Here is a 22,398-nt window from a genome sequence, read left to right as displayed (position 1 = left end):
ATTTGTCTGAATAATTCTGTCCTAAGACGTTGCAGGATGTAACGCCTGGGGATTGGGATGGAAAAACACATGTTCCAGCACCGGCCCTACGGCGACTTCACCGATCTCCTCATAGCCTTGGCGCTTGTAGAAATCCAGGTAACGGGAGTTGCCGGTGTCGAGCACCACGCCTGAGGAATGCGGATCGTCGGCGCACCAATTGTGTACTGCTTCAAGCAGTTGCTCACCATGATGCTGGCCCTGGAACTGCGGGTGAATGCCCAGCAGCGGCAGCACATGCACAGCCTCGCTGGGCAGGCACGCCAGTACGGCCTGATGATATTCCAGGTAGCGTCGCGTACCGCGCACGCCGGTGCTCAGCCACATGCGGATCTGCCAGGCCCAGCTCTCGGTGATGCCCAGGCGTCGTTGCGGCGGCGCGATCAGGGCGATACCGATCAGCCGGTCGTTGACGAACAGGCCGATGGCGGGAAGTTTCTGAAAAAAGTGCTGCTTGACCAATTCGCGCACGGTGGCGCGCACCCGCTGCTCGTAACCCGGCCGTTCGGCTTCGAAGATATAGGCGAAGGTCGGTTCATGGCGATACGCCTGGTAAAGCAGGGATCGCGCTTCACGGGAATAACCGCTATTGAGCAGGCGGATTTCGGCAGTGGCCGTCGAAGTGTCTGGCATAACAGTCAATCTCCCTGGGCGCCACTCAAACATGGCGTTCTTATGGGTACGAACCTGCGCAGCTCCAGTCGTTCCCAGACATTAGCAGCGCATTCACCCTACCGCCACGCTGGCCCCCGTCCGACTTGTCGGCTAGCATCGCCCTTTTGCCAGACTGGACTGCCGACCATGAAAATCGTCTCCTTCAATATCAACGGGCTGCGTGCTCGCCCTCATCAGCTGGCGGCGCTGATTGAAAAGCATCAACCTGACGTGATCGGCCTGCAGGAAACCAAGGTTCACGATGATCAGTTCCCGCTGGCCGAAGTGCAGGCTTTGGGTTATCACGTGTACTACCACGGGCAGAAAGGCCATTACGGCGTGGCCCTGCTCTCGCGCCAGCCGGCCTTGAGCCTGCACAAAGGTTTTGCCAGCGATGAAGAAGACGCCCAGCGTCGTTTTATCTGGGGCACCTTCGCCGATGAAAACGGTCACCCGGTGACCATCATGAACGGCTACTTCCCCCAGGGCGAAAGCCGCGACCACCCCACCAAGTTCCCGGCCAAGCAGCGCTTCTATGAAGACTTGCAGCACCTGCTGGAAAGCCAGTTCAGCAATGACCAGGCGCTGGTGGTGATGGGCGACGTGAACATTTCCCCGCAAGACTGCGACATCGGTATCGGCGCCGATAACGCCAAGCGCTGGTTGAAAACCGGCAAGTGCAGCTTCCTGCCGGAAGAGCGCGAGTGGATGGAGCGCCTGAAGAACTGGGGCCTGGTGGACAGCTTCCGCCACCTCAACCCGGACGTGAACGACCGTTTCAGCTGGTTCGACTATCGCAGCCGTGGGTTTGAGGATGAGCCCAAGCGCGGGCTGCGCATTGACGTGATCATGGCGTCCACCGGGCTGGTGCCACGGGTCAAGGATGCCGGGGTGGATTACGATTTGCGTGGCTTGGAGAAGCCGTCGGACCATGCACCGATCTGGTTGGAACTGAGCTGATAGCAAGCCTGGTGAAGATCTAAATGTGGGAGGGGCGGTGCGACGCATCAGTCACATTGCTGCAACCCAACTGACTTAATCTCGCGGCACTTCCTTTGGCTTGAGAAGGTGCCGGCATGATGCTGCGCGTTCTGTTCCTGTGTATTGCGATCACCCTCCCTGCCGTGGCAGCCCCTCTTCCCATTCCCGGCCAAGGTCCTGCCCTGCGCATCCAGGGCTCCAACACCATCGGCGCGGCACTCGGCCCGGCGTTGGTCATGGGTTTGATGGAGCATCAAGGCTTACGGGATGTACGCAGCGAACCGGGCGCCGGGGCAAACGAACAGAGCGTGGTCGGCACGACGCGCCAAGGCAAGACGGTGACCATCGAAGTCGCGGCCCACGGTTCCAGCACCGGCTTTGCCGCGCTGAAAAATACCCGCGCTGACCTCGCCGCCGCGTCCCGCCCGATCAAGGACGGCGAACTGGTGGACCTTGAACCTCTGGGTGACCTGAAAAGCCCCGATGCCGAACAGGTCATCGCCATTGATGGCCTGGCGATCATTGTTAACCCACGCAACCCACTCAATACTCTTGACACCGAGCAGTTGGCCCAGATCTTCAACGGCGAAGTCAGCACCTGGGAGGCATTGGGCGGGAGTGGCGGTGCCATTCATTTATATGCCCGTGATGATCAGTCCGGCACCTACGACACCTTCAGGGAACTGGTGTTGAGCCGACGTCAGCAGCCGCTCGCGCCGTCAGCCAAACGTTTCGAATCCAGCGAACAGCTGTCCGATGCCGTCAGCCAGGATCCCCAGGGTATCGGCTTTATCGGCCTGCCCTATGTGCGTCAGGCCAAAGCAGTGGCGATTGCCGATGGTGACTCGCAACCGATGTTGCCGCTGACCAGCCTCATCGCCACCGAAGATTACCCGCTGTCGCGACGGCTGTTCTTTTATCTGCCGCCCTCCTCCCGCAATCCGTGGGCCAAGGCGTTGGTGGACTTTACCCAATCCAGTAAAGGCCAGGCGATTGTAGCGGCCAATGGGTTTATCGCCCAGCAGGTGCAGGCGATCGGCGTGACACCTCGCCCGTCAATGCCTGACGACTACCAGGCCATCGCCCGCGACGCTCAGCGCCTGACGGTAAATTTTCGCTTCGAAGAGGGTAGCGCCAGCCTCGACAACAAGGCACGCCAGGATTTGCAGCGGGTGGTGGCCTATATCAAAAGCCACGGCAAGCTGAACAAGCAGGTCACGCTGGTGGGCTTTGGCGATACCAAGAACGATCCGCAACGTGCGGCGTTGCTGTCGAAGTTACGGGCGATGGCGGTGCGCCGCGAGCTGGCCAAGAGCGGCGTGGTGCTCAAGGATATTCGCGGGTTTGGCGCGCAGATGCCGGTGGCGGCGAATACCGCAGACGAAGGTAGGATCAAGAATCGGCGGGTGGAGGTTTGGGTGTACTGAAGCTTGAGTTGGTGTTGTTCAATCTGGCCTCTATCGGGAGCAAGCCCCCTCCCACATTTGGATTTGTGAATACAGTCAAATGTGGGAGGGGGCTTGCTCCCGATAGAGGCGACGCGGTGCTACTGCCCGCCGCGCATCATCTCCCGCGGCACATACTTGCCAATCTCGAACTTGCCGATCGCCGCGCGGTGCACTTCGTCCGGGCCATCCGCCAGGCGCAGGGTACGTTGCATGGCGTACATATAAGCCAGCGGAAAATCATTGGAAACCCCGGCGCCGCCATGGATCTGGATCGCACGGTCGATCACCTTCAAGGCCACATTCGGCGCCACCACCTTGATCTGGGCGATTTCGCTTTTCGCCACTTTATTGCCCACGGTGTCCATCATATACGCCGCTTTCAGGGTCAGCAGGCGCGCCATGTCGATTTCCATGCGTGAGTCGGCAATCTTGTCGATATTGCCGCCCAAACGGGCCAGCGGCTTGCCGAACGCGGTGCGGCTGACCGAGCGTTTGCACATCAATTCCAGGGCACGCTCAGCCATGCCGATGGAGCGCATGCAGTGGTGGATACGGCCCGGGCCAAGGCGCCCCTGGGCGATTTCGAAGCCACGACCTTCCCCCAGCAAGACGTTCTCATACGGCACGCGCACGTTGTCGAACAGCACCTCGGCGTGGCCATGGGGGGCATCGTCGTAGCCGAACACCGGCAACGGGCGCACGATTTTCACGCCGGGGGTGTCTACCGGCACCAGAATCATCGAGTGCTGCTGATGGCGCGGCGCATCCGGGTTGCTCAAGCCCATGAAGATCAGGATTTTGCAACGCGGATCACAGCCGCCGGAGGTCCACCATTTCTTGCCGTTGATCACCCACTCATCGCCCTGGCGTTCGGCGCGGGCGGCCATGTTGGTGGCATCCGAGGAGGCAACATCGGGCTCGGTCATGGCGAAGGCCGAGCGGATTTCGCCACGCAACAGCGGTTCGAGCCAGCGTTGTTTCTGCTCTTCGTTGGCGTAGCGCACCAGCACTTCCATATTGCCGGTGTCGGGAGCGGAGCAGTTGAACGGCTCCGGGCCCAATAACGAACGCCCCATGATTTCAGCGAGCGGCGCGTATTCAAGGTTGGTCAACCCAGCGCCCAGCTCGGATTCCGGCAGGAACAGGTTCCACAAACCCTCGGCTTTAGCCTTGGCCTTGAGTTCTTCCATGATGGCCGTGGGCTGCCAGCGATCACCTTCGCTGACCTGGCGTTCGAACACCGGCTCGGCCGGATAGACGTATGCGTCCATGAACGCAGTGACGCGCTCACGCAGTTCCTGAACCTTGGGCGAATAGGCGAAATCCATGAGCAGCTCCCTTCTTTGAGAGGTTGTTTAGGTCATGTATTCGATGCTAGAACAGCGCTGATAATTTACCTAGCCTATTCTCGGCGTGTATTAACATTCATCACCGATATATGATCGGCGCATGGACACTCACAATAAGAGCGCAACGAAATGAATTTGAGCAAGGTCGACCTCAACCTCTTCATCGTCTTTGATGCGATCTATACCGAAGCCAACCTGACCCGCGCCGGGCAGATCGTCGGCATCACCCAGCCAGCGGTGTCCAACGCCCTGGCACGTCTGCGCGAAACCTTCAACGACCCGCTGTTTGTACGCACCGCCCAAGGTATGGTGCCCACACCGATGGCGCAGAACATCATCGGCCCGGTGCGCAATGCGCTGTCGTTGCTGCGGGTGTCGGTGCAGGAAAGCCGGATTTTCAATCCCCAGCAGGCCGCCAAGACGTACCGCATCAGCATGACCGACCTCACTGAAGCGGTGATTCTGCCGCTATTGTTCCAGCGCCTGCGCCGCCTGGCGCCGACCGTGGTGATCGAGAGTTTCCTGTCCAAGCGCCGTGAGACCACCAAGGAACTGGCCGCCGGGCGCCTGGATTTTGCCGTGGATGCGCCGCTCAACACCGACCCGCAGGTGCGCCATGTCAAATTGATGGAAGACCGCTACGTGTGCGCCATGCGCAAGGGTCACCCCATGGCAGGCAAGGACAAATTCAGCCTGGATGACTACCTGTCATTGACCCACATCCATATCTCCAGCCGTCGCAATGGCTTGGGCCATGTGGACCTGGCGCTGGGCAAAATGGGCATCCAACGCAAGATCGCCCTGCGCTCGCAGCACTACCTGATGGCTTCGCAAGTGTTGCAGCAGACCGACATGGTCATGACCGTGCCCGAACGCTTCGCTCGTCGCCATGAACTGCACTGGTTCAACCTGCCGGTCAACGACGTACCCCCGGTGGAAACCCACCTGTACTGGCATGAAAGCACCGACCAGGACCCGGCAAACCGCTGGATGCGTGAGCAGATGATCGAGTTGTGCCAGCAAGTCACCGCCCACGAAAAGAAGCTCGACAAACAGCAATCCTAAGGTTCAAGAATACCCATTGTGCGAGGGGGCTTGCCCCCGATGGCACGCGCAGAGCCCCTTGACGTTCACGTCAACCTGCAATTAGCTTAGCGCCAAGCCTTTCTTGAGCACCGCCATGAGCACCACCTACAGCATCTCCGACCTCGCCCGCGAGCTCGACATCACCACCCGCGCCATTCGCTTCTATGAAGAACAAGGCCTGCTGGCCCCGGAACGTCGGGGCCAGGAGCGTATCTACTCGGCGCGGGACAAAGTCAGCCTCAAGCTGATCCTGCGGGGCAAGCGCATCGGCTTTTCCCTGGCCGAATGCCGCGAACTGATCGAACTCTACGACCCCAGCGGCGGTAACCAGATCCAGCTCAACAGCATGTTGGCGAAGATCGCCGAACGCCGCGAACAGTTGGAACAGCAACTGCTGGATATCGAACAAATGAAGCTGGAACTGGACACCGCTGAAGAGCGCTGCACCCAGGCCCTTGCGCACACCATGAGCCAGGCCGGCCATTAACCAGAAGGTAACTGCCATGTCCCTCCCCTCTTACGTGCGCCTGGTGGAAGTCGGCCCACGCGACGGTTTGCAGAACGAAGCCCAGCCCATCAGCGTGGCGGACAAAGTCCAGCTGGTAGACGCGTTGAGCGAAGCTGGCTTGAGCTATATCGAAGTCGGCAGTTTTGTCTCGCCCAAATGGGTGCCGCAGATGGCCGGTTCGGCTGAGGTATTCGCGCAGATCCAGCGCAAGCCCGGCGTGACCTACGGTGCACTGGCGCCGAACCTGCGCGGGTTTGAGGATGCGCTGGCGGCCGGGGTCAAGGAAGTTGCGGTGTTTGCCGCGGCGTCCGAAGCTTTTTCCCAGCGCAATATCAACTGCTCCATCAGCGAAAGCCTGGAGCGATTCGCGCCGATCATGGCCGCGGCCAAACAGCACGGCATCAGCGTGCGCGGGTATGTGTCGTGCGTGTTGGGCTGCCCTTACGAAGGCGATATCGCCCCGGAGCAAGTGGCCGCGGTCGCCCGTGAGCTGTACGCCATGGGCTGCTATGAAGTGTCCCTGGGTGACACCATCGGCACAGGCACGGCGGGCGCTACCCGGCGCCTGTTCGAGGTGGTCGGGGCGCAAGTGCCAAGGGACAAGCTGGCCGGGCATTTCCATGACACCTACGGCCAGGCCATCGCCAATATCTATGCCAGCCTGCTGGAAGGTATAAATGTATTCGACAGCTCTATCGCGGGCCTCGGCGGCTGCCCTTACGCCAAGGGCGCCAGCGGTAACGTGGCCACCGAAGACGTGTTGTACCTGCTCAACGGTTTGGGGATCGAAACGGGGATCGACCTGGAACGCTTGATTGGCGCAGGCCGGCAGATCAGCCACGTCCTTGGTCGACCTAGCGGGTCGCGGGTTGCGAAGGTGCGTAACGCCAGTTGAGTAGCACAGCTGTGACAATGTGTTACCGCACACCGGCACAACGGGTAACGCGGGAACAGAATTCGTCATGGCTGGGCAAAACTATTTGCCCGATAAAAACTAACTACATGATTTTAAACGAATTTAAAAAGTTGGCACGGCTCCTGCTATCTCTTATGGCATAACAAGAATAAAAAGCGCCAAACCTAATAAAAACAAGACGAAACGACTCTGACATAACAAAAACAACACGGCAGAGACGCAGCTAACAGATTTTTTTGGAGAAGATGTGCTTCGCAGGGTACGGCATGCCGCAACCCGCAACCGGATAGAGAAAAATAAAACTACCTCAGGTAGCTACCACTGGTTGGATCGTTTACGAAGAAGCAGGTCAGCGCTCAAAAAAATACGTTTGCTCTTGACCCCGGATGGGGGTCGCCAAAAACAGCAGTACGGGTCACGGCTACCAAAAACAACAACAGGCCGCCCCTCAATAATAAGAAAAGAGCACGCAACGACAAATTAAAGGGGACCTTCGGGTCCCCTTTGTGCTGTTCGCACTTTTTTGACTTAAACGGATGCCACCTTCTTCGCTGAGAAATTGTTAAGCACAGTGACCGTCAGGGTCTGCATCGCCGTTGTCTCTTTGGATTGTCGCAGCGCACCCAGTTGTTTCATTTGCTGATGATAAAAAGCATCGGTCATGGAACCGTCGGTCAGAATTTGATCCCGGGTCTTACCCAGCAGGCGAGCAACTCTGTTAACCGCTTCGTCGTACGCCTGCTGCCACGCCTGTTTTGCATCTTGCTCTACAGGGTCACCCTGTGTTTTTTGCAGGTCAGCCACCTCTTCCAACGCCTCTTGCGTTTCAGCTATCAACTCAAAATCGGTGCCCGTCAGGACGTTGAACTCCTGTGAGTATTGGGTACGAAGCTGGTTCCTCCAAAATTCCATATCTACAAAAAAACGACTCTTTTCGCTGATATTTTTTTCATCCTCAAGCACTTGTAAATAAGCAGCATCAAGCGTTTCCGAGCCCACACCAGCAGTTTGGCGATAGAGCATTTCAAAGGTTTTGATCGGCAAATTCAGCCGCTGTGCCAAGCCGGTCCGATACGCAAGAACGACTTCGGTCTCTTCCGCGAAAGCTGCCCCTCGCGCCTCGACATCACGCTCAGCGATGATATCCACCAGCTTCAGGCGAAAAAGCCGCCCAGCCGTGTTAATAAAGGTCGCTTCCACCTCATGCTCCCCAACCTGCTCAAGCGATTGTTCCACTAACAGGTCAATTTCCAGGTTCATAAACTCAAGTACGCTGCCGTCACCACAAGTAGCGCGACCATCGGCTGACTTAAACAATACTTCACGAGTCGTTTGATTCTCATAGACCGCTTTAATCATGTCCCAGACGCGCTCCGCCAACTGCGGCCGAGTAACCCCCGAGGTGTACTCTGCGCAACGTGTCGTGTCCGCCAGCACGGCGAAAAATGCCGCAGCCTGTGGACTGGAGCTGAGCTGGTCCCACATATCGCCGCGACTGGTTAGCATTTCTACGGGGGAATCGTGCAGCCACAACCTGCGCCCATCGGCGAGTGTGACGTGATCATCGGTAAAGCGTTCTTCCGATACAGGATTATCATGCACACTGATTCGATCTGGATGATCGACGGCGTACTGAGGCAATTCAGTCATCGCGTTTGTATGCAGATCGATCCAGGCCAAGTTATTCAGATGTTCGGCGCCTCTGGGGAACGTTGTCGTTCCGGTATTCGCCAGATCCAGCCGGTTCAAATCATGCATGTTGCTCAGATCGGCGACCCATCCCAACTGATGGTTATGGGAGAGGTTCAGTCTGGTCAAACGTTGCATACCTTCGAGACGTGCCTGGCTTTGCCCCGTCAGCCGTATGTCATTGCCGCTCAAGTTGAGCGTGGTCAAACCCGCGCCACCATTTGCAAACTCCGGCAGTCGTGTGAAGTTGCTGTAGCTGATATCCAACCAACGTAAACCGCCAAATGCGTTCAAGAAAGGCAACGACGCATCCGAAAGATACATTCTCGATAGATCCAGACAGTCCACATGGTCCATGTTCGCCGCAATCGGCGGTAACTCGCCGATTTGCTCATCGGCCAAGCGCAAGATGTACTTCATACCTTCTTGCTCGGGGGCCATGGCGGGTTGCGTCGATCTGCGCTGCCAAGCGTCTTTGATGGCTTCAACCACTCGGCCCCGGGACCTGCGTTGGTGCCACTCACCGCTGTCGCGCCAAGCGTTCAAGTCTGTCTTGAGTTGCTCGAACTCCTCATTGAGCACTTTAATTTTTGCCAAGAACTCAATATCGCCGACGTCCTTTAGATCCAACATCTGCTCCACCTGCGCGATGGACTTTGAGGGATAGAGCTCTAATGCAGCCCTTTCACATGCATAAGGCCGACGACTCGCTGCGCCTACCGGACTCAACGGGTAACCCACGCGCCCACCGGCAAGGCGCATTGGCGGTCTATAGCGGGGCTTGACAGGCTGCATCTGCAGCAACCCGCACAGTTCATCGCGAGGCATCAGCGGCATTTGTTCCAGCACCTGCTTCAAGCTCGCGCCACGGTCATGGGCAGTCAGTTTCATCGCCGCCCACTCCTCGGGAGAAAGCGCTGACAGGACAGCCCCATAGATGTCCGCCTGAGAATTCAATATTGCAAACTTGTCGTCTTGGACTTCATAAAGGTTCTTGGAGCCAAACTTGATAAAACGACGCTTGACGACCGCATTCTCCGGTCCCACTGAATCCAACAGACGCTCCCCGACAGGCAGCCGCTCGACGATATTGATGCGCAGGTCGGCGGGCCAACCAGGCAGCTTACTCAGGCTGTGCAGCACCATGCGTTGTGTGTCGTCATTGCCCAGGGTCTTGCGGTACAGCCCTTCGTAAGCCCGCGCCAATCGCACTTGCCGTTGATAATGGCGAGCCTCTTCCGCCAGTCGCAACGGCACGCGATTGTGTTCGATGAGACTTTTCATTTCTACGGAGTTGGCACCGTTCAACAGTTCTTCAATAACGGCCTGGGGAAGCGAAGGAAACACACGCTTGATCAACCTTGCGGCCTCGCTGCCTGCGTTCTCAGCAGCGGCATAGCGCTGAGCGAAAAGCTCAGACTGATACGCCGCCCTCTGTGAGGTGCTGACAGTGTTGGGCTCCTGCGCCACTGCACTATCCATTTCCAATCGCTTCAAGGTATCGGCCAGGAGGGCAGGCAGTGGTGATTGATCTGCATGTATTTTGCGCAGAGTGTCCATATTGGTTTCAGACATTTGCACAATGCGTTCAAGCTTGAGTGGTTCATTAGCAAAACGCTCTGCCGTCGGGCCAAGCCGCTGCATCAACTGCGAATCGGTCAATGTCAGTGGGTTTTCATGCTCGTGAGCCCAAGCCCCTGCGCGCGTACGGCTTACCTTCGGTGTGTAAGCTGCCGCGTTGTCCGGGTGCAGGATTTTATAGTGATTGCTGGTCCCCACCCGCTCCACCAGGTAATACGTGTTGTTTTCCCTCAGGTATAACCCCCCTTCAAATTCATATAATCCATGCTCATTGACCGAAAGCCCATCGGGCAGTGTGACCTGTCGCTGGTAGGGTTTCAGCGCAGGAGAATACAGACGGATATTGCCGTCAGGGCAACGCACGTGGGCCAGGCTCTCGACAAATGCTGTATTGACAAGCGGTAACAACTTGGCACCCACGACCGTCGTCGCCGCATTAAAGGCGATGTTTGAAACGTGGGCCCATGCGGCTTTCTTATCTCCCTCTTCCCACGCCTCCATACCCGAGCCGATCTCTTGCAACATTTGCACCGCGCCAACTAACAACATGACGGGCGCCAGCTCTGGAAAGACAAGGACAGCTACGTTCAAGACATTCAAAGCCGTGCTGCCTAACTTAACCAGCCAGGCGTTACGCGCACGTGTGTCTGCCGCGTCGGTGGAAACGGCTATCGCCCGGGTGTTATCCAGCATGAGATCGACGTTCTGCCGAGCATAGTCTTGCCACAACAACGAAAGGCGAAGTCCATAGCCAGTGGTGAATGTTCTTATGTCGTTCTTGTCGGCATCAAAATCCTCAAGTTCAGCAAATTGGTCAGTAGGATCCAAGCTTCGCTTGAGCTTTGTATAAAATTGCGATTGCCGCTCGTGAGGGATGAACTGACTGAAAAAGACTCGGTAATCCGCCACGCATAATCGCCCCACCAAATCGACTCCAAAGGTACTTAAGTCGGGATACTCCTTCAGCATACAAACAGGATCTCCCGGAATGAATACTAAACAGGGCTCAGGCTTGTGCACAAACACACCGCGCACTGGATAAGTGTTCAAATTTCCGATAACAATAATTTTCGCCAGCGGCTGACCCAGCACTTTCAAACACGAAAAACTTACGGGCTTACCCCGCCACTTCAGTTCCTTCTGATGCCACATCAACTGTCGTACCAACTGGTAGGCGTCTTGCTCGATATCCCCGCACTCAACCGCCATCTCGGCGGCGAACGCCAACTGCTGCATGGCCGCACCAATCATTAGGTGACGAACGGCTCTTGCCGGATTGCCCATAGCCAAGTTGGGTGTATCGGCGGGACTGACGAATGACTCGACATGCCTCAAGTACTGCGAACCTAAATCCAACGTTCTGCACAGACTTGCAAACACGTGGGGTTTTATCGAAACTTTTCGAGTGAGGACATCGGCCTGATTAAATGTGTGAGACCGCTCGTGAAAATCATACCGGGTGATGAGACGGGCGTCCTCGTCGGCCACTTCAAGCGTATCTTCTACTGCAAAATTATTTAACGCGGCCTCGATCAAGCTGACACCTTCATAACGGTAGTAACAGCTGGCCTCCGGGCCAAAGACTTTTGAGCGATCCGCGGGCACCAGTACTTCACGTGCGAAAAACAGCCGTCTTACATCGTAATCCCCACCAAACTCCTCTTTCATTGCAGCCACTAGAAGCGGCTCGGAAAACGCCACAGCGCCTTGCATTTCATTAAACCTTGCATCCAGCTTGTTCAATGCTCTAAAGCAGCGTTCGTACGCCGTGCTCACGACCAGTTTTCTCTCCGGCGATACGTTTTTGTACCACTGCGGTACTACTAATTGTGTTTCAGAAAACTTCTTTTTGTGCTTCAGAGCAGCGCCGCCATACCAAGGCGGCAACCGATCCTGTATGACACCCGCATGTACACTCTGCACCACAACTGATTGACTGCTGTCACGTTGATCGAGATTACTCATTTACCGAATTCCATTTGATAGAACAAACAATCAATATCCGATCGTTTCTCCATCAAACAGTGGTATCCACATACCCCACGCTGCGATTCCACCCGCCCTCAGTCGCGAGTAGACGCCAACTCCTCGATACTGATCTCACGCATCCGAAACTTCTGGATCTTTCCCGTCACCGTCATCGGAAACTCGTCCACGAACTTGAAGTGCCTGGGTGTCTTGAAATATGCGATACGGTCCTTACACCAGGTTTGCAGCTCCAGTGCGTTGGCGACCTGCCCCGGATGGAATTTGATCCAGGCGACGATTTCTTCCCCGTAACGCTCATCCGGAATACCGATGATCTGCACATCGGCCACTGCCGGGTGGGTGAAGAAAAACTCTTCCAGCTCACGCGGGTACACGTTCTCGCCCCCGCGAATAATCATGTCTTTGTTACGCCCGGCAATGCAGACGTAGCCGTGCTCGTCCATGGTTGCCAGGTCGCCGGTGTGCATCCAGCCAGCCTCATCGATTGCCTCCCGGGTGCCGTCGGGGTTGTTCCAGTAACCGAGCATCACGCTGTAGCCCCGCGTACACAGTTCACCGATCACGCCGCGAGCCACGGTGTTGCCGGCGTCATCGACAATCCTGGTCTCCAGTTGCGGTTGGGTGCGGCCCACCGTGGTGACGCGTCGTTCTATATCGTCATCCGCCCCGGTTTGCAGCGACACGGGGCTGGTTTCGGTCATGCCGTAGGCAATTTGCACTTCGCGCATGTGCAGTTCGTTGATGACCCGGCGCATGACTTCGATCGGGCATGTCGCTCCGGCCATGATGCCGGTGCGCAGGCTGGCCAAGTCGAGCCCGGCCCGGCCTGGGTGATCAAGCATGGCGATAAACATGGTCGGCACGCCGTACAGGCCGGTGGCTCGTTCTTCGGCGACGGCAGTCAGTGTCAGCAGCGGGTCGAAACCGTCATTGGGATAGATCATGGTGGTGCCGTGGGTGATGCAACCGAGGTTGCCCATCACCATGCCGAAGCAGTGATACAGCGGCACCGGGATGACCAGGCGGTCCTGCGCGGTCAAGCCCAGGCTTTCGCCGACCATGTAACCGTTATTGAGGATATTGTGGTGACTGAGGGTAGCGCCCTTGGGGAAACCGGTGGTGCCTGAGGTGTATTGGATATTCACGGGTTGGTCGAAGTGCAGGCTGGTCTGCCGGCTTTGCAGTTGCTCGGGGCTAACTCCGGCGCCCAGGGCCGACAGTTGCGACCAAGACATGAATTCAGGCGGCGGGCTGGGATCGAGACTGATGAGGCCGCGCAGCTCAGGCTTCAATGCCTGAAGCATGGCGTGGTAATCGGAGCTCTTGAACGAACCGGCGCACACCAGCCATTGGCAGCCGGATTGCTTGAGCACGTAATCCAGCTCACTGCTGCGATAAGCCGGGTTGATATTGACGAGGATCACCCCGAGCTTAGCGCTTGCCACTTGGCAGATCAGCCATTCGGCGCAATTGGGTGCCCAGATACCCAGGCGGTCACCGATTTGCATACCCAAGGCGAGGAACGCCCGTGCATGCAGATCAACCGCCTCGGCCAGTTGCCGCCAGGTGTAGCGCCGCTGCTGATGGCGAACCACCAAGGCTTCGCCATCGGGATACTGCACGACGGTTTGATCGAATGCCTGGCCAATGGTCATGGCCAGCAAGCACTTGTCCTGAGAGCCACGGCTGTAGCTCTGATTCGGTTGATCCATAACGACCCCTTGTTGTCTTTTTTGTAGGTTGACGTAAACGTAAACTACGATTGACAGCGCCGCAACGCAAGCTTACGTTAACGTAAAGGTGAGCGCCCTCCTCCTGCGCCCGACCCACACAACAACAAAGCTCACATTAAGGTGCCTGTCCATGAGTTACCCGTCCCTGAACTTCGCCCTCGGCGAAACCATCGACATGCTGCGCGACCAGGTGCAGTCCTTTGTGGCCAAGGAAGTCGCACCGCGTGCGGCGCAGATCGACATCGACAACCTGTTCCCCGCCGACCTGTGGCGCAAGTTCGGCGACATGGGCCTGCTGGGCATCACCGTGCCGGAAGAATATGGCGGTGCCGGCCTGGGTTACCTGGCCCATGTAGTGAGCATGGAAGAAATCAGCCGCGGCTCGGCCTCGGTGGCGCTGTCGTACGGTGCGCACTCCAACCTGTGCGTCAACCAGATCAATCGCAACGGCAACCACGAACAGAAACTCAAGTACCTGCCCAAGCTGATCAGCGGCGAGCACATCGGCGCCCTGGCCATGAGCGAGCCGAATGCCGGCTCCGATGTGGTCTCGATGAAACTGCGCGCCGACAAACGCGGCGACCACTACGTACTCAACGGCAGCAAGACCTGGATCACCAACGGCCCCGACGCCAATACCTATGTGATCTACGCCAAGACCGACCTGGAAAAAGGCCCCCACGGCATCACGGCCTTCATCGTCGAGCGCGACTGGAAAGGCTTCAGTCGCAGCAACAAGTTCGACAAGCTGGGCATGCGCGGCTCCAATACCTGCGAGCTGTTTTTTGATGACGTGCAGGTACCGGAAGAAAACATCCTCGGCGTGCTCAATGGCGGCGTGAAAGTACTGATGAGCGGCCTGGATTACGAGCGCGTGGTGCTCTCCGGCGGCCCTACCGGGATCATGCAGGCGTGCATGGATTTGATCGTGCCCTACATCCACGACCGCAAGCAGTTCGGCCAGAGCATCGGCGAATTCCAGCTGATCCAGGGCAAGGTTGCCGACATGTACACCCAGCTCAACGCCAGCCGCGCCTACCTCTACGCCGTGGCCCAAGCCTGCGAGCGCGGCGAGACTACGCGCAAGGACGCCGCCGGTGTGATCCTGTACAGCGCCGAGCGCGCCACGCAGATGGCGCTGGATGCGATCCAGATCCTGGGTGGCAACGGCTATATCAACGAATTCCCTGCCGGGCGCCTGTTGCGTGACGCCAAGCTGTATGAAATCGGCGCCGGCACCAGTGAGATTCGGCGGATGTTGATCGGTCGCGAACTGTTCAACGAAACCCGCTGAAGGAGCGCGTCATGGCCACCCTGCATACCCAACTCAACCCGCGCTCGGCGGAATTTGCCGCCAATAGCGCGGCGATGCTTGCACAGGTCGACGCCCTGCATACCCTGCTTGCCCACGTGCAACAGGGTGGCGGTGCCAAGGCCCAGGAACGCCACACCTCGCGCGGCAAGCTGCTGCCCCGGGAGCGCATCAATCGCTTGCTCGACCCGGGTTCGCCGTTTCTTGAACTCAGCCAACTGGCGGCTCATCAGGTGTATGGCGAAGACGTACCGGCGGCTGGCGTGATTGCCGGAATCGGCCGCGTGGAAGGCGTGGAGTGCATGATCGTCGCCAACGATGCCACGGTCAAAGGCGGTTCCTACTACCCACTGACAGTGAAAAAGCACCTGCGCGCCCAGACCATCGCCGAGCAGAATCGTCTGCCGTGCATCTACCTGGTGGATTCCGGCGGCGCCAACCTGCCGCGCCAGGACGAGGTATTCCCCGACCGCGAACACTTCGGGCGGATTTTCTTCAACCAGGCCAACATGAGCGCCCAGGGCATCCCGCAGATCGCCGTGGTGATGGGTTCATGTACCGCCGGCGGCGCCTATGTGCCGGCGATGGCCGATGAAGCAATCATGGTGCGCCAGCAAGCCACCATTTTCCTTGCGGGCCCGCCGCTGGTGAAGGCGGCCACCGGTGAGGTGGTCAGCGCCGAAGACCTCGGCGGCGCCGATGTGCACTGCAAGATCTCCGGCGTGGCCGACCACTACGCCGACAGCGATGAACACGCCCTGGCGCTGGCCCGGCGCAGCGTGGCCAACCTTAATTGGCGCAAACAAGGTGAGTTGCTGCAGCGCCCGCCCGTGGCACCGCTGTACAGCAGCGAAGAGCTGTACGGCGTGATTCCGGCGGATGCCAAGCAGCCGTTCGATGTGCGCGAAGTCATCGCGCGGTTGGTGGACGCTTCGGTGTTCGACGAGTTCAAGGCGTTGTTCGGAACAACGTTGGTCTGCGGCTTTGCGCACTTGCATGGCTACCCGATTGCGATCCTGGCCAACAACGGCATCCTGTTCGCCGAGGCCGCGCAGAAAGGTGCGCACTTTATCGAACTGGCTTGCCAGCGTGGGATCCCCCTGCTGTTCCTGCAAAACATCACCGGCTTTATGGTCGGCCAGAAATACGAAGCCGGCGGCATCGCCAAGCATGGTGCCAAGCTGGTCACGGCGGTGGCGTGCGCCAGAGTGCCGAAGTTCACCGTGATCATCGGTGGCAGTTTTGGCGCCGGTAACTATGGGATGTGCGGCCGCGCCTATGACCCGCGCTTCTTGTGGATGTGGCCCAACGCACGCATTGGCGTGATGGGCGCCGAACAGGCCGCCGGGGTGCTGGTGCAAGTCAAGCGTGAGCAGGCTGAGCGCGCAGGCAACGGTTTCAGTGCGCAGGAGGAAGCCGCCATCAAGCAGCCGATCCTCGACCAGTATGAAACCCAGGGCCACCCCTATTACTCCAGCGCGCGCTTGTGGGATGACGGTGTCATCGACCCGCTGCAGACCCGCGACGTACTGGCCCTGGCCTTGTCCGCCGCACTGAACGCCCGCATCGAGCCGAGCCGCTTCGGCGTGTTCCGCATGTAAATGGAGCTGCACCCCATGAACGATTTCAACACCCTCGAACTGATCACCGACAGCCGTGGCTTTGCCACGCTGTGGCTCAGTCGTGAAGCCAAGAACAACGCGTTCAATGCCGAAATGATCCGCGAACTGATCATCGCCCTGGACCGGGTGCAAGCCGACCCGTCCCTGCGATTTCTGATACTGCGCGGGCGCGGCAAGCATTTCAGTGCCGGCGCCGACCTGGCCTGGATGCAGCAGTCGGCCGAGCTGGACTACCACACCAACCTGGACGACGCCCGCGAACTGGCGGAGCTGATGTACAACCTGTCCAAGCTGAAAATCCCCACGCTGGCCGTGGTGCAAGGTGCGGCCTATGGTGGCGCGCTGGGGTTGATCAGTTGCTGCGACATGGCCATCGGCGCCGATGACGCGCAATTCTGCCTGTCGGAAGTGCGCATCGGCCTGGCGCCCGCAGTGATCAGCCCATTCGTGGTGCAGGCCATCGGCCAACGCGCGGCCCGCCGCTATGCTCTGACGGCTGAGCGATTTGGCGGCCAGCGGGCGCAGGAGATCGGCTTGCTGGCAGAGAGTTATCCGGCCGAGAGCCTGGATCACCAGGTGGACCAGTGGGTGGCCAACCTGCTGCAAAACAGTCCGGCGGCGATGCGCGCCAGTAAGGATTTACTGCGTGAAGTGGGCAACGGTGCCCTCACCCCAGCGCTGCGACGTTATTGCGAAAACGCCATTGCGCGCATTCGCGTAAGCGCCGAGGGCCAGGAAGGGTTGCGGGCCTTCCTGCAAAAACGTGCGCCGAGCTGGCAAGCCCAGGAGCCGCGCTCATGAGCACACTGACCACCGTACTGGTAGCCAACCGTGGCGAGATTGCCTGCCGTGTCATGCGCACTGCCAAGGCCATGGGGCTGACGACCGTGGCCGTGCACAGCGCCATCGACCGTGATGCGCGCCATAGCCGCGAGGCGGATATTCGTGTCGACCTGGGAGGCAGCAAAGCCACCGACAGTTACCTGCAAATCGACAAACTGATTGCCGCCGCCCACGCCAGTGGCGCCCAAGCGATTCACCCCGGCTACGGCTTCCTCTCGGAAAACGCTGGCTTTGCCCGGGCCATCGAGGCGGCAGGCTTGATCTTCCTCGGCCCGCCCGCTGACGCCATCGACGCCATGGGCAGCAAATCGGCGGCCAAGGCATTGATGGAAACCGCCGGTGTGCCCCTGGTGCCGGGCTATCACGGCGAGGCCCAGGACCTGGAGACCTTCCGCGCCGCCTGTGAGCGTATTGGCTACCCGGTATTGCTCAAGGCTACGGCCGGTGGCGGCGGCAAGGGCATGAAGGTGGTCGAGGATGTCAGCCAATTGGCCGATGCCCTGGCCTCCGCCCAGCGCGAGGCGCTGTCGTCCTTCGGCAATGGGCAGATGCTGGTGGAGAAGTACCTGCTCAAGCCGCGCCATGTCGAGATTCAGGTGTTTGCCGACCAGCGTGGCCATTGCCTGTACCTCAATGAGCGCGACTGCTCGATCCAGCGGCGCCATCAAAAGGTGGTCGAGGAAGCGCCGGCGCCGGGGCTCAGTGTTGAGCAACGCAAGGCCATGGGCGAAGCGGCCGTGCGTGCGGCCCAGGCCATCGGCTATGTCGGTGCCGGTACGGTGGAGTTTCTGCTGGATTCCCGTGGCGAGTTTTTCTTTATGGAGATGAACACGCGACTGCAGGTGGAGCATCCGGTCACCGAGGCGATTACCGGTCTGGACCTGGTGGCGTGGCAGATTCGGGTCGCCCAGGGCGAGGCGCTGCCGATCACACAGGAGCAGGTACCCTTGATCGGTCATGCAATTGAAGTGCGGCTGTATGCCGAAGATCCGGCCAATGATTTCCTGCCGGCCACCGGGCACCTGACGCTGTACCGCGAGTCCAGCCCAGGCCCGGGCCGTCGGGTAGACAGTGGTGTCGAGCAAGGGGACAGCGTGTCGCCCTTCTACGACCCGATGCTCGGCAAACTGATTGCCTGGGGCGAAGACCGCGAACAGGCACGCCTGCGACTTTTAAGTATGCTCGATGAGTTCGCGGTGGGTGGGCTCAAGACCAACCTGGGTTTTCTGCGGCGCATCATCGGCCATCCCGCGTTCGCGGCGGCCGAATTGGACACCGGGTTTATCCCGCGTTATCAGGATGAACTGTTACCGGCGCCCGGTGCGTTGAGCGATGCATTCTGGCAGGCAGCAGGTTCGGCATTTATGCAGAGCCTGCCGGTAGGTGATGGGCCTTGGGCCAATAACCAGGGCTTTCGTGCGGGCCTGCCCGCCGAAGTGTCGCTGCATCTGACCTGCAACGGGCAGGATAGGCTGGTGACATTGGCCGGGCACACGTCGCAGTTGTGCGGCGAGCAACTGCTGATCGAACACCAGGGTGTACGCCATGCCCATCTGGCGGTCCGCAACGAAGGCAGCCTGTACCTGCGCTGGAATGGCGAGATGCATGCTGTCACGCTGTTCGACCCGATTGCGGCGGTCGAGGCCGGCCAATCTCATCAGGGCGGTCTCAGCGCACCGATGAACGGCAGCATCGTTCGTGTGCTGGTAGAGGTAGGCCAAACCGTTGAGGCTGGCACACAGCTGGTGGTACTCGAAGCCATGAAGATGGAACACAGCATCCGTGCGCCCCATGCCGGGGTGGTCAAGGCGCTGTTCTGCCAGGAAGGTGAAATGGTTGCCGAAGGCAGCGCGCTGGTGGAGTTTGAAACCACCGCCTAGAACTTCGCGGTGGCTTGCACCACGACGCCAAGGATGCGGCAGTCGTCGGTGAGCAGCGCCTTGGGGTACGTCGGATTGAGCGGCACCAGATAGCGCTGGCCGCTCTCTTCCTGCAGTTGGCGAAAAGTGGCCTGGGAACTGCCAGACCATTGGGCGACCACCAGTTTGCCGGGTACAGGATCGATGGCCGGATCCACCAGGATCATCGCCCCGGCACCGATGCTCATGCCCGTGGGCGCGGTCATGGCGTCGCCCGTTACAGGCAGCCAGAACGCCTCGCCACGCGCGTGGTAATCGGTCAATTCGTAGCGGCCAGGCCCATAGGGTGCACGCTCTTCGCGCAGCTCGCACGCCTGCTGCCAGTCGCTGACCGGATAGCGAAAATACGGGTTGTATTGCTGTTGCAACGCACGCTCTTGCGCGGCCCGTTCGCGAATCTCCAGCGCCACCTCCAGGTAGCCCAGCCCGAGCTCGGCCAGCACCCGGTTCATGTCCGCAAGGCTCGGCACCCGGCGCTTGTTGAGCCAATGGCCGACGCCGCCCTGGGACATGCCCAGGCGCTCTGCCAGTTGCTCCTGCGTGACCTTGCGGTCTTTCATGTTGGCTTTGACCAACGCTATCCAGTTATCCATGGCGCCTGACAATACGGTGCGTATTTTTCGGGGCAATAAACAGTTTGTAGTAATCCATAAAACGACATAAATACGATACGTACTATCATCAAGCCTAAGGATTTCGACACCCACCGGAGTACTGCCGCTTATGACGAATAGCCCGCTTTCACTGCCCGAAATACCGGAACAGGTTGAATTACAGAACATGTGCCACAGCGGCGCGGCCCAGCGCGCGCTGGACTATTACTTGAAAGAAGATATGTCGGCACCAGCCGTGGAAGGCGCCCTGTTCGCGATCAAGCCGGGTGTCAGCCAGGAGGAGGCCCTGGTTCACGCGTCTGACCTGCTGCGCAGTGCTGCGGCAACCGCCTACGAATCAGCGTGCAGCCATCAAGGCAATCAGCGCGACCTGGCGTTTTCCGTGGTGTATTTGATCGATATGGCGAAGGCGATGGTAGAGCGCTCGTTGCAAGCGCCGGGGGCCCAGGCAAATGCGTAACAGACTCGAAGAAAAATATTTCTATCCAAGGGATAAAAACATTTGACTTGCAAATGATAATGATTATTATTGGACCCAGCTGATCGCGAGATCAGTCGATAGACCAAGGGACCTTAGGTCGGACTCTTGGAATATCTCCTCATCAGGCTAATCACGGTTTTTGACCCGGCTCTTTGGCCGGGTCTTTTTTTTGCCAGTTTCCCTGGCATGGCTTCAGGCTAATGAAGACTGTGTGTTGCTCGATGGCGCGCATGGTAGCAAAAGACCATCGCCGAAAGAAAGCCACACGACAGCTCTAGTACGGATCTTTGCGAAATAGCGCTTGAGAATCAATCTCATAGCCCCTAAGCTGCCGCAGCGTCAGGGATGACGCCCCCTCCCCGTGCAACAATTTTGCATCCAGGTTTTACTTGACCTCTGTGTAATATAGCCGCCACATCACTCATATTCAGGCAACCAGACTATGACCGTGGCCTTGACCTCCATCAAGATCAGCACCGACTTCGACAGCGGCAATATCCAGGTCCTGGATGCCAGCGATGCCTATCAGTTGTTACTGGCAATCAAACCCGACACCCGCAGCAAACATTTTCAATGGTTCCACTTCAAGGCCGAAGGCATGCATGTGGGGCACACCCACACTTTTCGATTGAGCAACGCCGGTGGCTCATCCTATAAACACGCCTGGAGCGGCTACAACGCCGTGGCATCCTATGACCATATCAACTGGTTCCGGGTGCCAACGCGCTTTGATGGCGAGATCCTGCATATCACGCTCCAGACCCGCGAAAAGCACGTATGGTTCGCCTACTTCGAACCCTACAGCCGTGAACGTCACGACTGGCTGATCGAACAAGCCCTGAAGTACGCCGGCGTCAAGCTGCTGGCCACCGGCAAGAGCGTCGAAGGCCGCGATATACAACTGTTGCGCCGTGGCAAAGGGGCTGAAGGTCGCCGTAAGGTGTGGATCATTGCCCAACAGCACCCCGGCGAACACATGGCCGAATGGTTTATGGAGGGCGTGATTGAACGCCTGCAAAAGGACGGTGACGCGGAGTTGAAAAAACTCTTGAAAGTGGCCGACCTGTACTTGGTGCCCAACATGAACCCCGACGGCGCTTTTCACGGTCACCTGCGTACCAACGCCATGGGCCAGGATCTCAACCGCGCCTGGCAGAGCGCCAATCAGGAAACCAGCCCGGAAGTACTATTTGTGCAGCAGCAAATGGAAAAGTACGGCGTGGACCTGTTCCTCGATATCCATGGCGACGAAGAAATCCCCTACATATTCACCGCCGGCTGCGAAGGCAATCCAGGCTACACCCCACGCATCGAAGCCCTGGAAAAACACTTTCGCAACCACCTGAGCCATCTGACCCGGGACTTCCAAACCACCTACGGCTACACCCGCGACCTGCCGGGCGAAGCCAACATGACCCTGGCCTGCAACGCAGTTGGTGAGAAGTACGACTGCCTGTCCCTGACCCTGGAGATGCCCTTCAAGGACAACGACGATGCGCCCAACCCGCGTACCGGCTGGTCGGGCGATCGATCGAAACAGCTGGGCAAGGACGTATTGAGCAGCGTCGCCGATATCGTCGGGCTTTTGCGTTAACCCTTGTGGCAAGCTTTTTGTGGCGAGCGAGCTTGCTCGC

Annotated in this window: 16 protein-coding genes; 11 read left to right on the top strand and 5 right to left on the bottom strand. The window is 58.6% G+C overall.

What is annotated here, in order from left to right; all coding sequences use genetic code 11:
- Positions 1–21: 21 nt before the first annotated feature.
- Positions 22–672, bottom strand: coding sequence for a GNAT family N-acetyltransferase (locus QMK52_RS18015; protein ID WP_005789194.1), 651 nt, complete (start codon positions 670–672; stop codon positions 22–24).
- A gap of 168 nt (positions 673–840) precedes the next feature.
- Here QMK52_RS18015 and xthA point away from each other — a divergent pair, with 168 nt between their 5' ends.
- A complete protein-coding gene (xthA, locus tag QMK52_RS18010; RefSeq protein WP_005789196.1) occupies positions 841–1,653 on the top strand; it encodes an exodeoxyribonuclease III in 813 nt (270 codons plus the stop codon).
- A 116-nt stretch (positions 1,654–1,769) separates the two neighbouring features.
- Positions 1,770–3,101 (top strand): substrate-binding domain-containing protein, encoded by a 1,332-nt coding sequence (locus QMK52_RS18005; protein WP_005789198.1) that lies wholly within the window; start codon positions 1,770–1,772, stop codon positions 3,099–3,101.
- A gap of 119 nt (positions 3,102–3,220) precedes the next feature.
- On the opposite strand, the gene QMK52_RS18000 is transcribed toward QMK52_RS18005, so the two are convergent.
- A complete protein-coding gene (locus tag QMK52_RS18000) occupies positions 3,221–4,450 on the bottom strand; it encodes an acyl-CoA dehydrogenase (RefSeq protein WP_320403165.1) in 1,230 nt (409 codons plus the stop codon).
- Positions 4,451–4,600: 150 nt separating this feature from the next.
- On the opposite strand from QMK52_RS18000, the gene QMK52_RS17995 reads away from it, so the two are divergent.
- The 3 genes from QMK52_RS17995 to QMK52_RS17985 all read left to right on the top strand — a co-directional run bounded on the left by QMK52_RS17995 (position 4,601) and on the right by QMK52_RS17985 (position 6,960).
- A complete protein-coding gene (locus tag QMK52_RS17995; protein WP_032880570.1) occupies positions 4,601–5,536 on the top strand; it encodes a LysR family transcriptional regulator in 936 nt (311 codons plus the stop codon).
- Positions 5,537–5,651: 115 nt separating this feature from the next.
- Positions 5,652–6,044 (top strand): MerR family transcriptional regulator, encoded by a 393-nt coding sequence (locus QMK52_RS17990; RefSeq protein ID WP_005789203.1) that lies wholly within the window; start codon positions 5,652–5,654, stop codon positions 6,042–6,044.
- 16 nt (positions 6,045–6,060) lie between these two features.
- The gene (locus QMK52_RS17985; protein WP_005789205.1) at positions 6,061–6,960 is read left to right on the top strand and encodes a hydroxymethylglutaryl-CoA lyase; all 900 of its coding nucleotides are present in this window, start codon (positions 6,061–6,063) and stop codon (positions 6,958–6,960) included.
- A gap of 549 nt (positions 6,961–7,509) precedes the next feature.
- Here the strand turns inward: QMK52_RS17985 and QMK52_RS17980 are convergent.
- Both QMK52_RS17980 and QMK52_RS17975 read right to left on the bottom strand, forming a co-directional pair.
- On the bottom strand, positions 7,510–12,216 hold the full coding sequence (locus QMK52_RS17980) for an NEL-type E3 ubiquitin ligase domain-containing protein (protein WP_320403164.1): 4,707 nt from the start codon (positions 12,214–12,216) through the stop codon (positions 7,510–7,512).
- Positions 12,217–12,314: 98 nt separating this feature from the next.
- Positions 12,315–13,952: an AMP-binding protein gene (locus QMK52_RS17975; RefSeq protein WP_320403163.1), complete on the bottom strand. Its 1,638-nt coding sequence runs from the start codon at positions 13,950–13,952 to the stop codon at positions 12,315–12,317.
- Positions 13,953–14,103: 151 nt separating this feature from the next.
- Here QMK52_RS17975 and QMK52_RS17970 point away from each other — a divergent pair, with 151 nt between their 5' ends.
- Genes QMK52_RS17970 through QMK52_RS17955 form a run of 4 tightly spaced genes read left to right on the top strand, consistent with a single transcriptional unit; the run spans position 14,104 to position 19,630 of the window.
- A complete protein-coding gene (locus tag QMK52_RS17970; protein WP_005789212.1) occupies positions 14,104–15,267 on the top strand; it encodes an isovaleryl-CoA dehydrogenase in 1,164 nt (387 codons plus the stop codon).
- An 11-nt stretch (positions 15,268–15,278) separates the two neighbouring features.
- A complete protein-coding gene (locus QMK52_RS17965) occupies positions 15,279–16,886 on the top strand; it encodes a carboxyl transferase domain-containing protein (protein WP_005789214.1) in 1,608 nt (535 codons plus the stop codon).
- A gap of 15 nt (positions 16,887–16,901) precedes the next feature.
- Entirely contained in the window at positions 16,902–17,708 is an 807-nt protein-coding gene (locus QMK52_RS17960) for a gamma-carboxygeranoyl-CoA hydratase (RefSeq protein ID WP_032880565.1), read from the top strand.
- The gene (locus tag QMK52_RS17955; RefSeq protein WP_320403162.1) at positions 17,705–19,630 is read left to right on the top strand and encodes an acetyl/propionyl/methylcrotonyl-CoA carboxylase subunit alpha; all 1,926 of its coding nucleotides are present in this window, start codon (positions 17,705–17,707) and stop codon (positions 19,628–19,630) included. The genes QMK52_RS17960 and QMK52_RS17955 overlap by 4 nt, the downstream gene beginning before the upstream one ends.
- Here QMK52_RS17955 and QMK52_RS17950 read toward each other — a convergent pair.
- Positions 19,627–20,262, bottom strand: a complete 636-nt coding sequence (locus tag QMK52_RS17950; protein ID WP_320403161.1) for a LexA family protein — start codon at positions 20,260–20,262, stop codon at positions 19,627–19,629. The two genes, QMK52_RS17955 and QMK52_RS17950, sit on opposite strands and share 4 nt — an antisense overlap.
- Before the next feature lie 130 nt (positions 20,263–20,392).
- On the opposite strand from QMK52_RS17950, the gene QMK52_RS17945 reads away from it, so the two are divergent.
- Both QMK52_RS17945 and QMK52_RS17940 read left to right on the top strand, forming a co-directional pair.
- A complete protein-coding gene (locus QMK52_RS17945) occupies positions 20,393–20,743 on the top strand; it encodes a DUF6124 family protein (protein ID WP_177464476.1) in 351 nt (116 codons plus the stop codon).
- 463 nt (positions 20,744–21,206) lie between these two features.
- Entirely contained in the window at positions 21,207–22,358 is a 1,152-nt protein-coding gene (locus QMK52_RS17940; RefSeq protein ID WP_005789223.1) for a M14-type cytosolic carboxypeptidase, read from the top strand.
- Positions 22,359–22,398 lie beyond the last annotated feature (40 nt).

It is taken from the genome of Pseudomonas sp. P9_2 (genome assembly GCF_034008255.1).
Lineage (GTDB): Bacteria > Pseudomonadota > Gammaproteobacteria > Pseudomonadales > Pseudomonadaceae > Aquipseudomonas > Aquipseudomonas synxantha_A.
The sequence above is the reverse complement of the archived record's forward strand: the minus strand, read 5'-3'. Positions and strand labels throughout refer to the sequence as shown.

Excerpts from the sequence above, each read along its gene's own strand:
- QMK52_RS17980 (WP_320403164.1), bottom strand. The coding sequence starts at position 12,216 with ATGAGTAATCTCGATCAACGTGACAGCAGTCAATCAGTTGTGGTGCAG.
- QMK52_RS17965 (WP_005789214.1), top strand. The coding sequence starts at position 15,279 with ATGGCCACCCTGCATACCCAACTCAACCCGCGCTCGGCGGAATTTGCC.
- QMK52_RS17955 (WP_320403162.1), top strand. The coding sequence starts at position 17,705 with ATGAGCACACTGACCACCGTACTGGTAGCCAACCGTGGCGAGATTGCC.
- QMK52_RS17950 (WP_320403161.1), bottom strand. The coding sequence starts at position 20,262 with ATGGATAACTGGATAGCGTTGGTCAAAGCCAACATGAAAGACCGCAAG.
- QMK52_RS17985 (WP_005789205.1), top strand. The coding sequence starts at position 6,061 with ATGTCCCTCCCCTCTTACGTGCGCCTGGTGGAAGTCGGCCCACGCGAC.
- QMK52_RS18005 (WP_005789198.1), top strand. The coding sequence starts at position 1,770 with ATGATGCTGCGCGTTCTGTTCCTGTGTATTGCGATCACCCTCCCTGCC.
- QMK52_RS18000 (WP_320403165.1), bottom strand. The coding sequence starts at position 4,450 with ATGGATTTCGCCTATTCGCCCAAGGTTCAGGAACTGCGTGAGCGCGTC.
- QMK52_RS17945 (WP_177464476.1), top strand. The coding sequence starts at position 20,393 with ATGACGAATAGCCCGCTTTCACTGCCCGAAATACCGGAACAGGTTGAA.
- QMK52_RS17960 (WP_032880565.1), top strand. The coding sequence starts at position 16,902 with ATGAACGATTTCAACACCCTCGAACTGATCACCGACAGCCGTGGCTTT.
- QMK52_RS17975 (WP_320403163.1), bottom strand. The coding sequence starts at position 13,952 with ATGGATCAACCGAATCAGAGCTACAGCCGTGGCTCTCAGGACAAGTGC.
- QMK52_RS17970 (WP_005789212.1), top strand. The coding sequence starts at position 14,104 with ATGAGTTACCCGTCCCTGAACTTCGCCCTCGGCGAAACCATCGACATG.
- QMK52_RS17940 (WP_005789223.1), top strand. The coding sequence starts at position 21,207 with ATGACCGTGGCCTTGACCTCCATCAAGATCAGCACCGACTTCGACAGC.
- xthA (WP_005789196.1), top strand. The coding sequence starts at position 841 with ATGAAAATCGTCTCCTTCAATATCAACGGGCTGCGTGCTCGCCCTCAT.
- QMK52_RS17990 (WP_005789203.1), top strand. The coding sequence starts at position 5,652 with ATGAGCACCACCTACAGCATCTCCGACCTCGCCCGCGAGCTCGACATC.
- QMK52_RS18015 (WP_005789194.1), bottom strand. The coding sequence starts at position 672 with ATGCCAGACACTTCGACGGCCACTGCCGAAATCCGCCTGCTCAATAGC.
- QMK52_RS17995 (WP_032880570.1), top strand. The coding sequence starts at position 4,601 with ATGAATTTGAGCAAGGTCGACCTCAACCTCTTCATCGTCTTTGATGCG.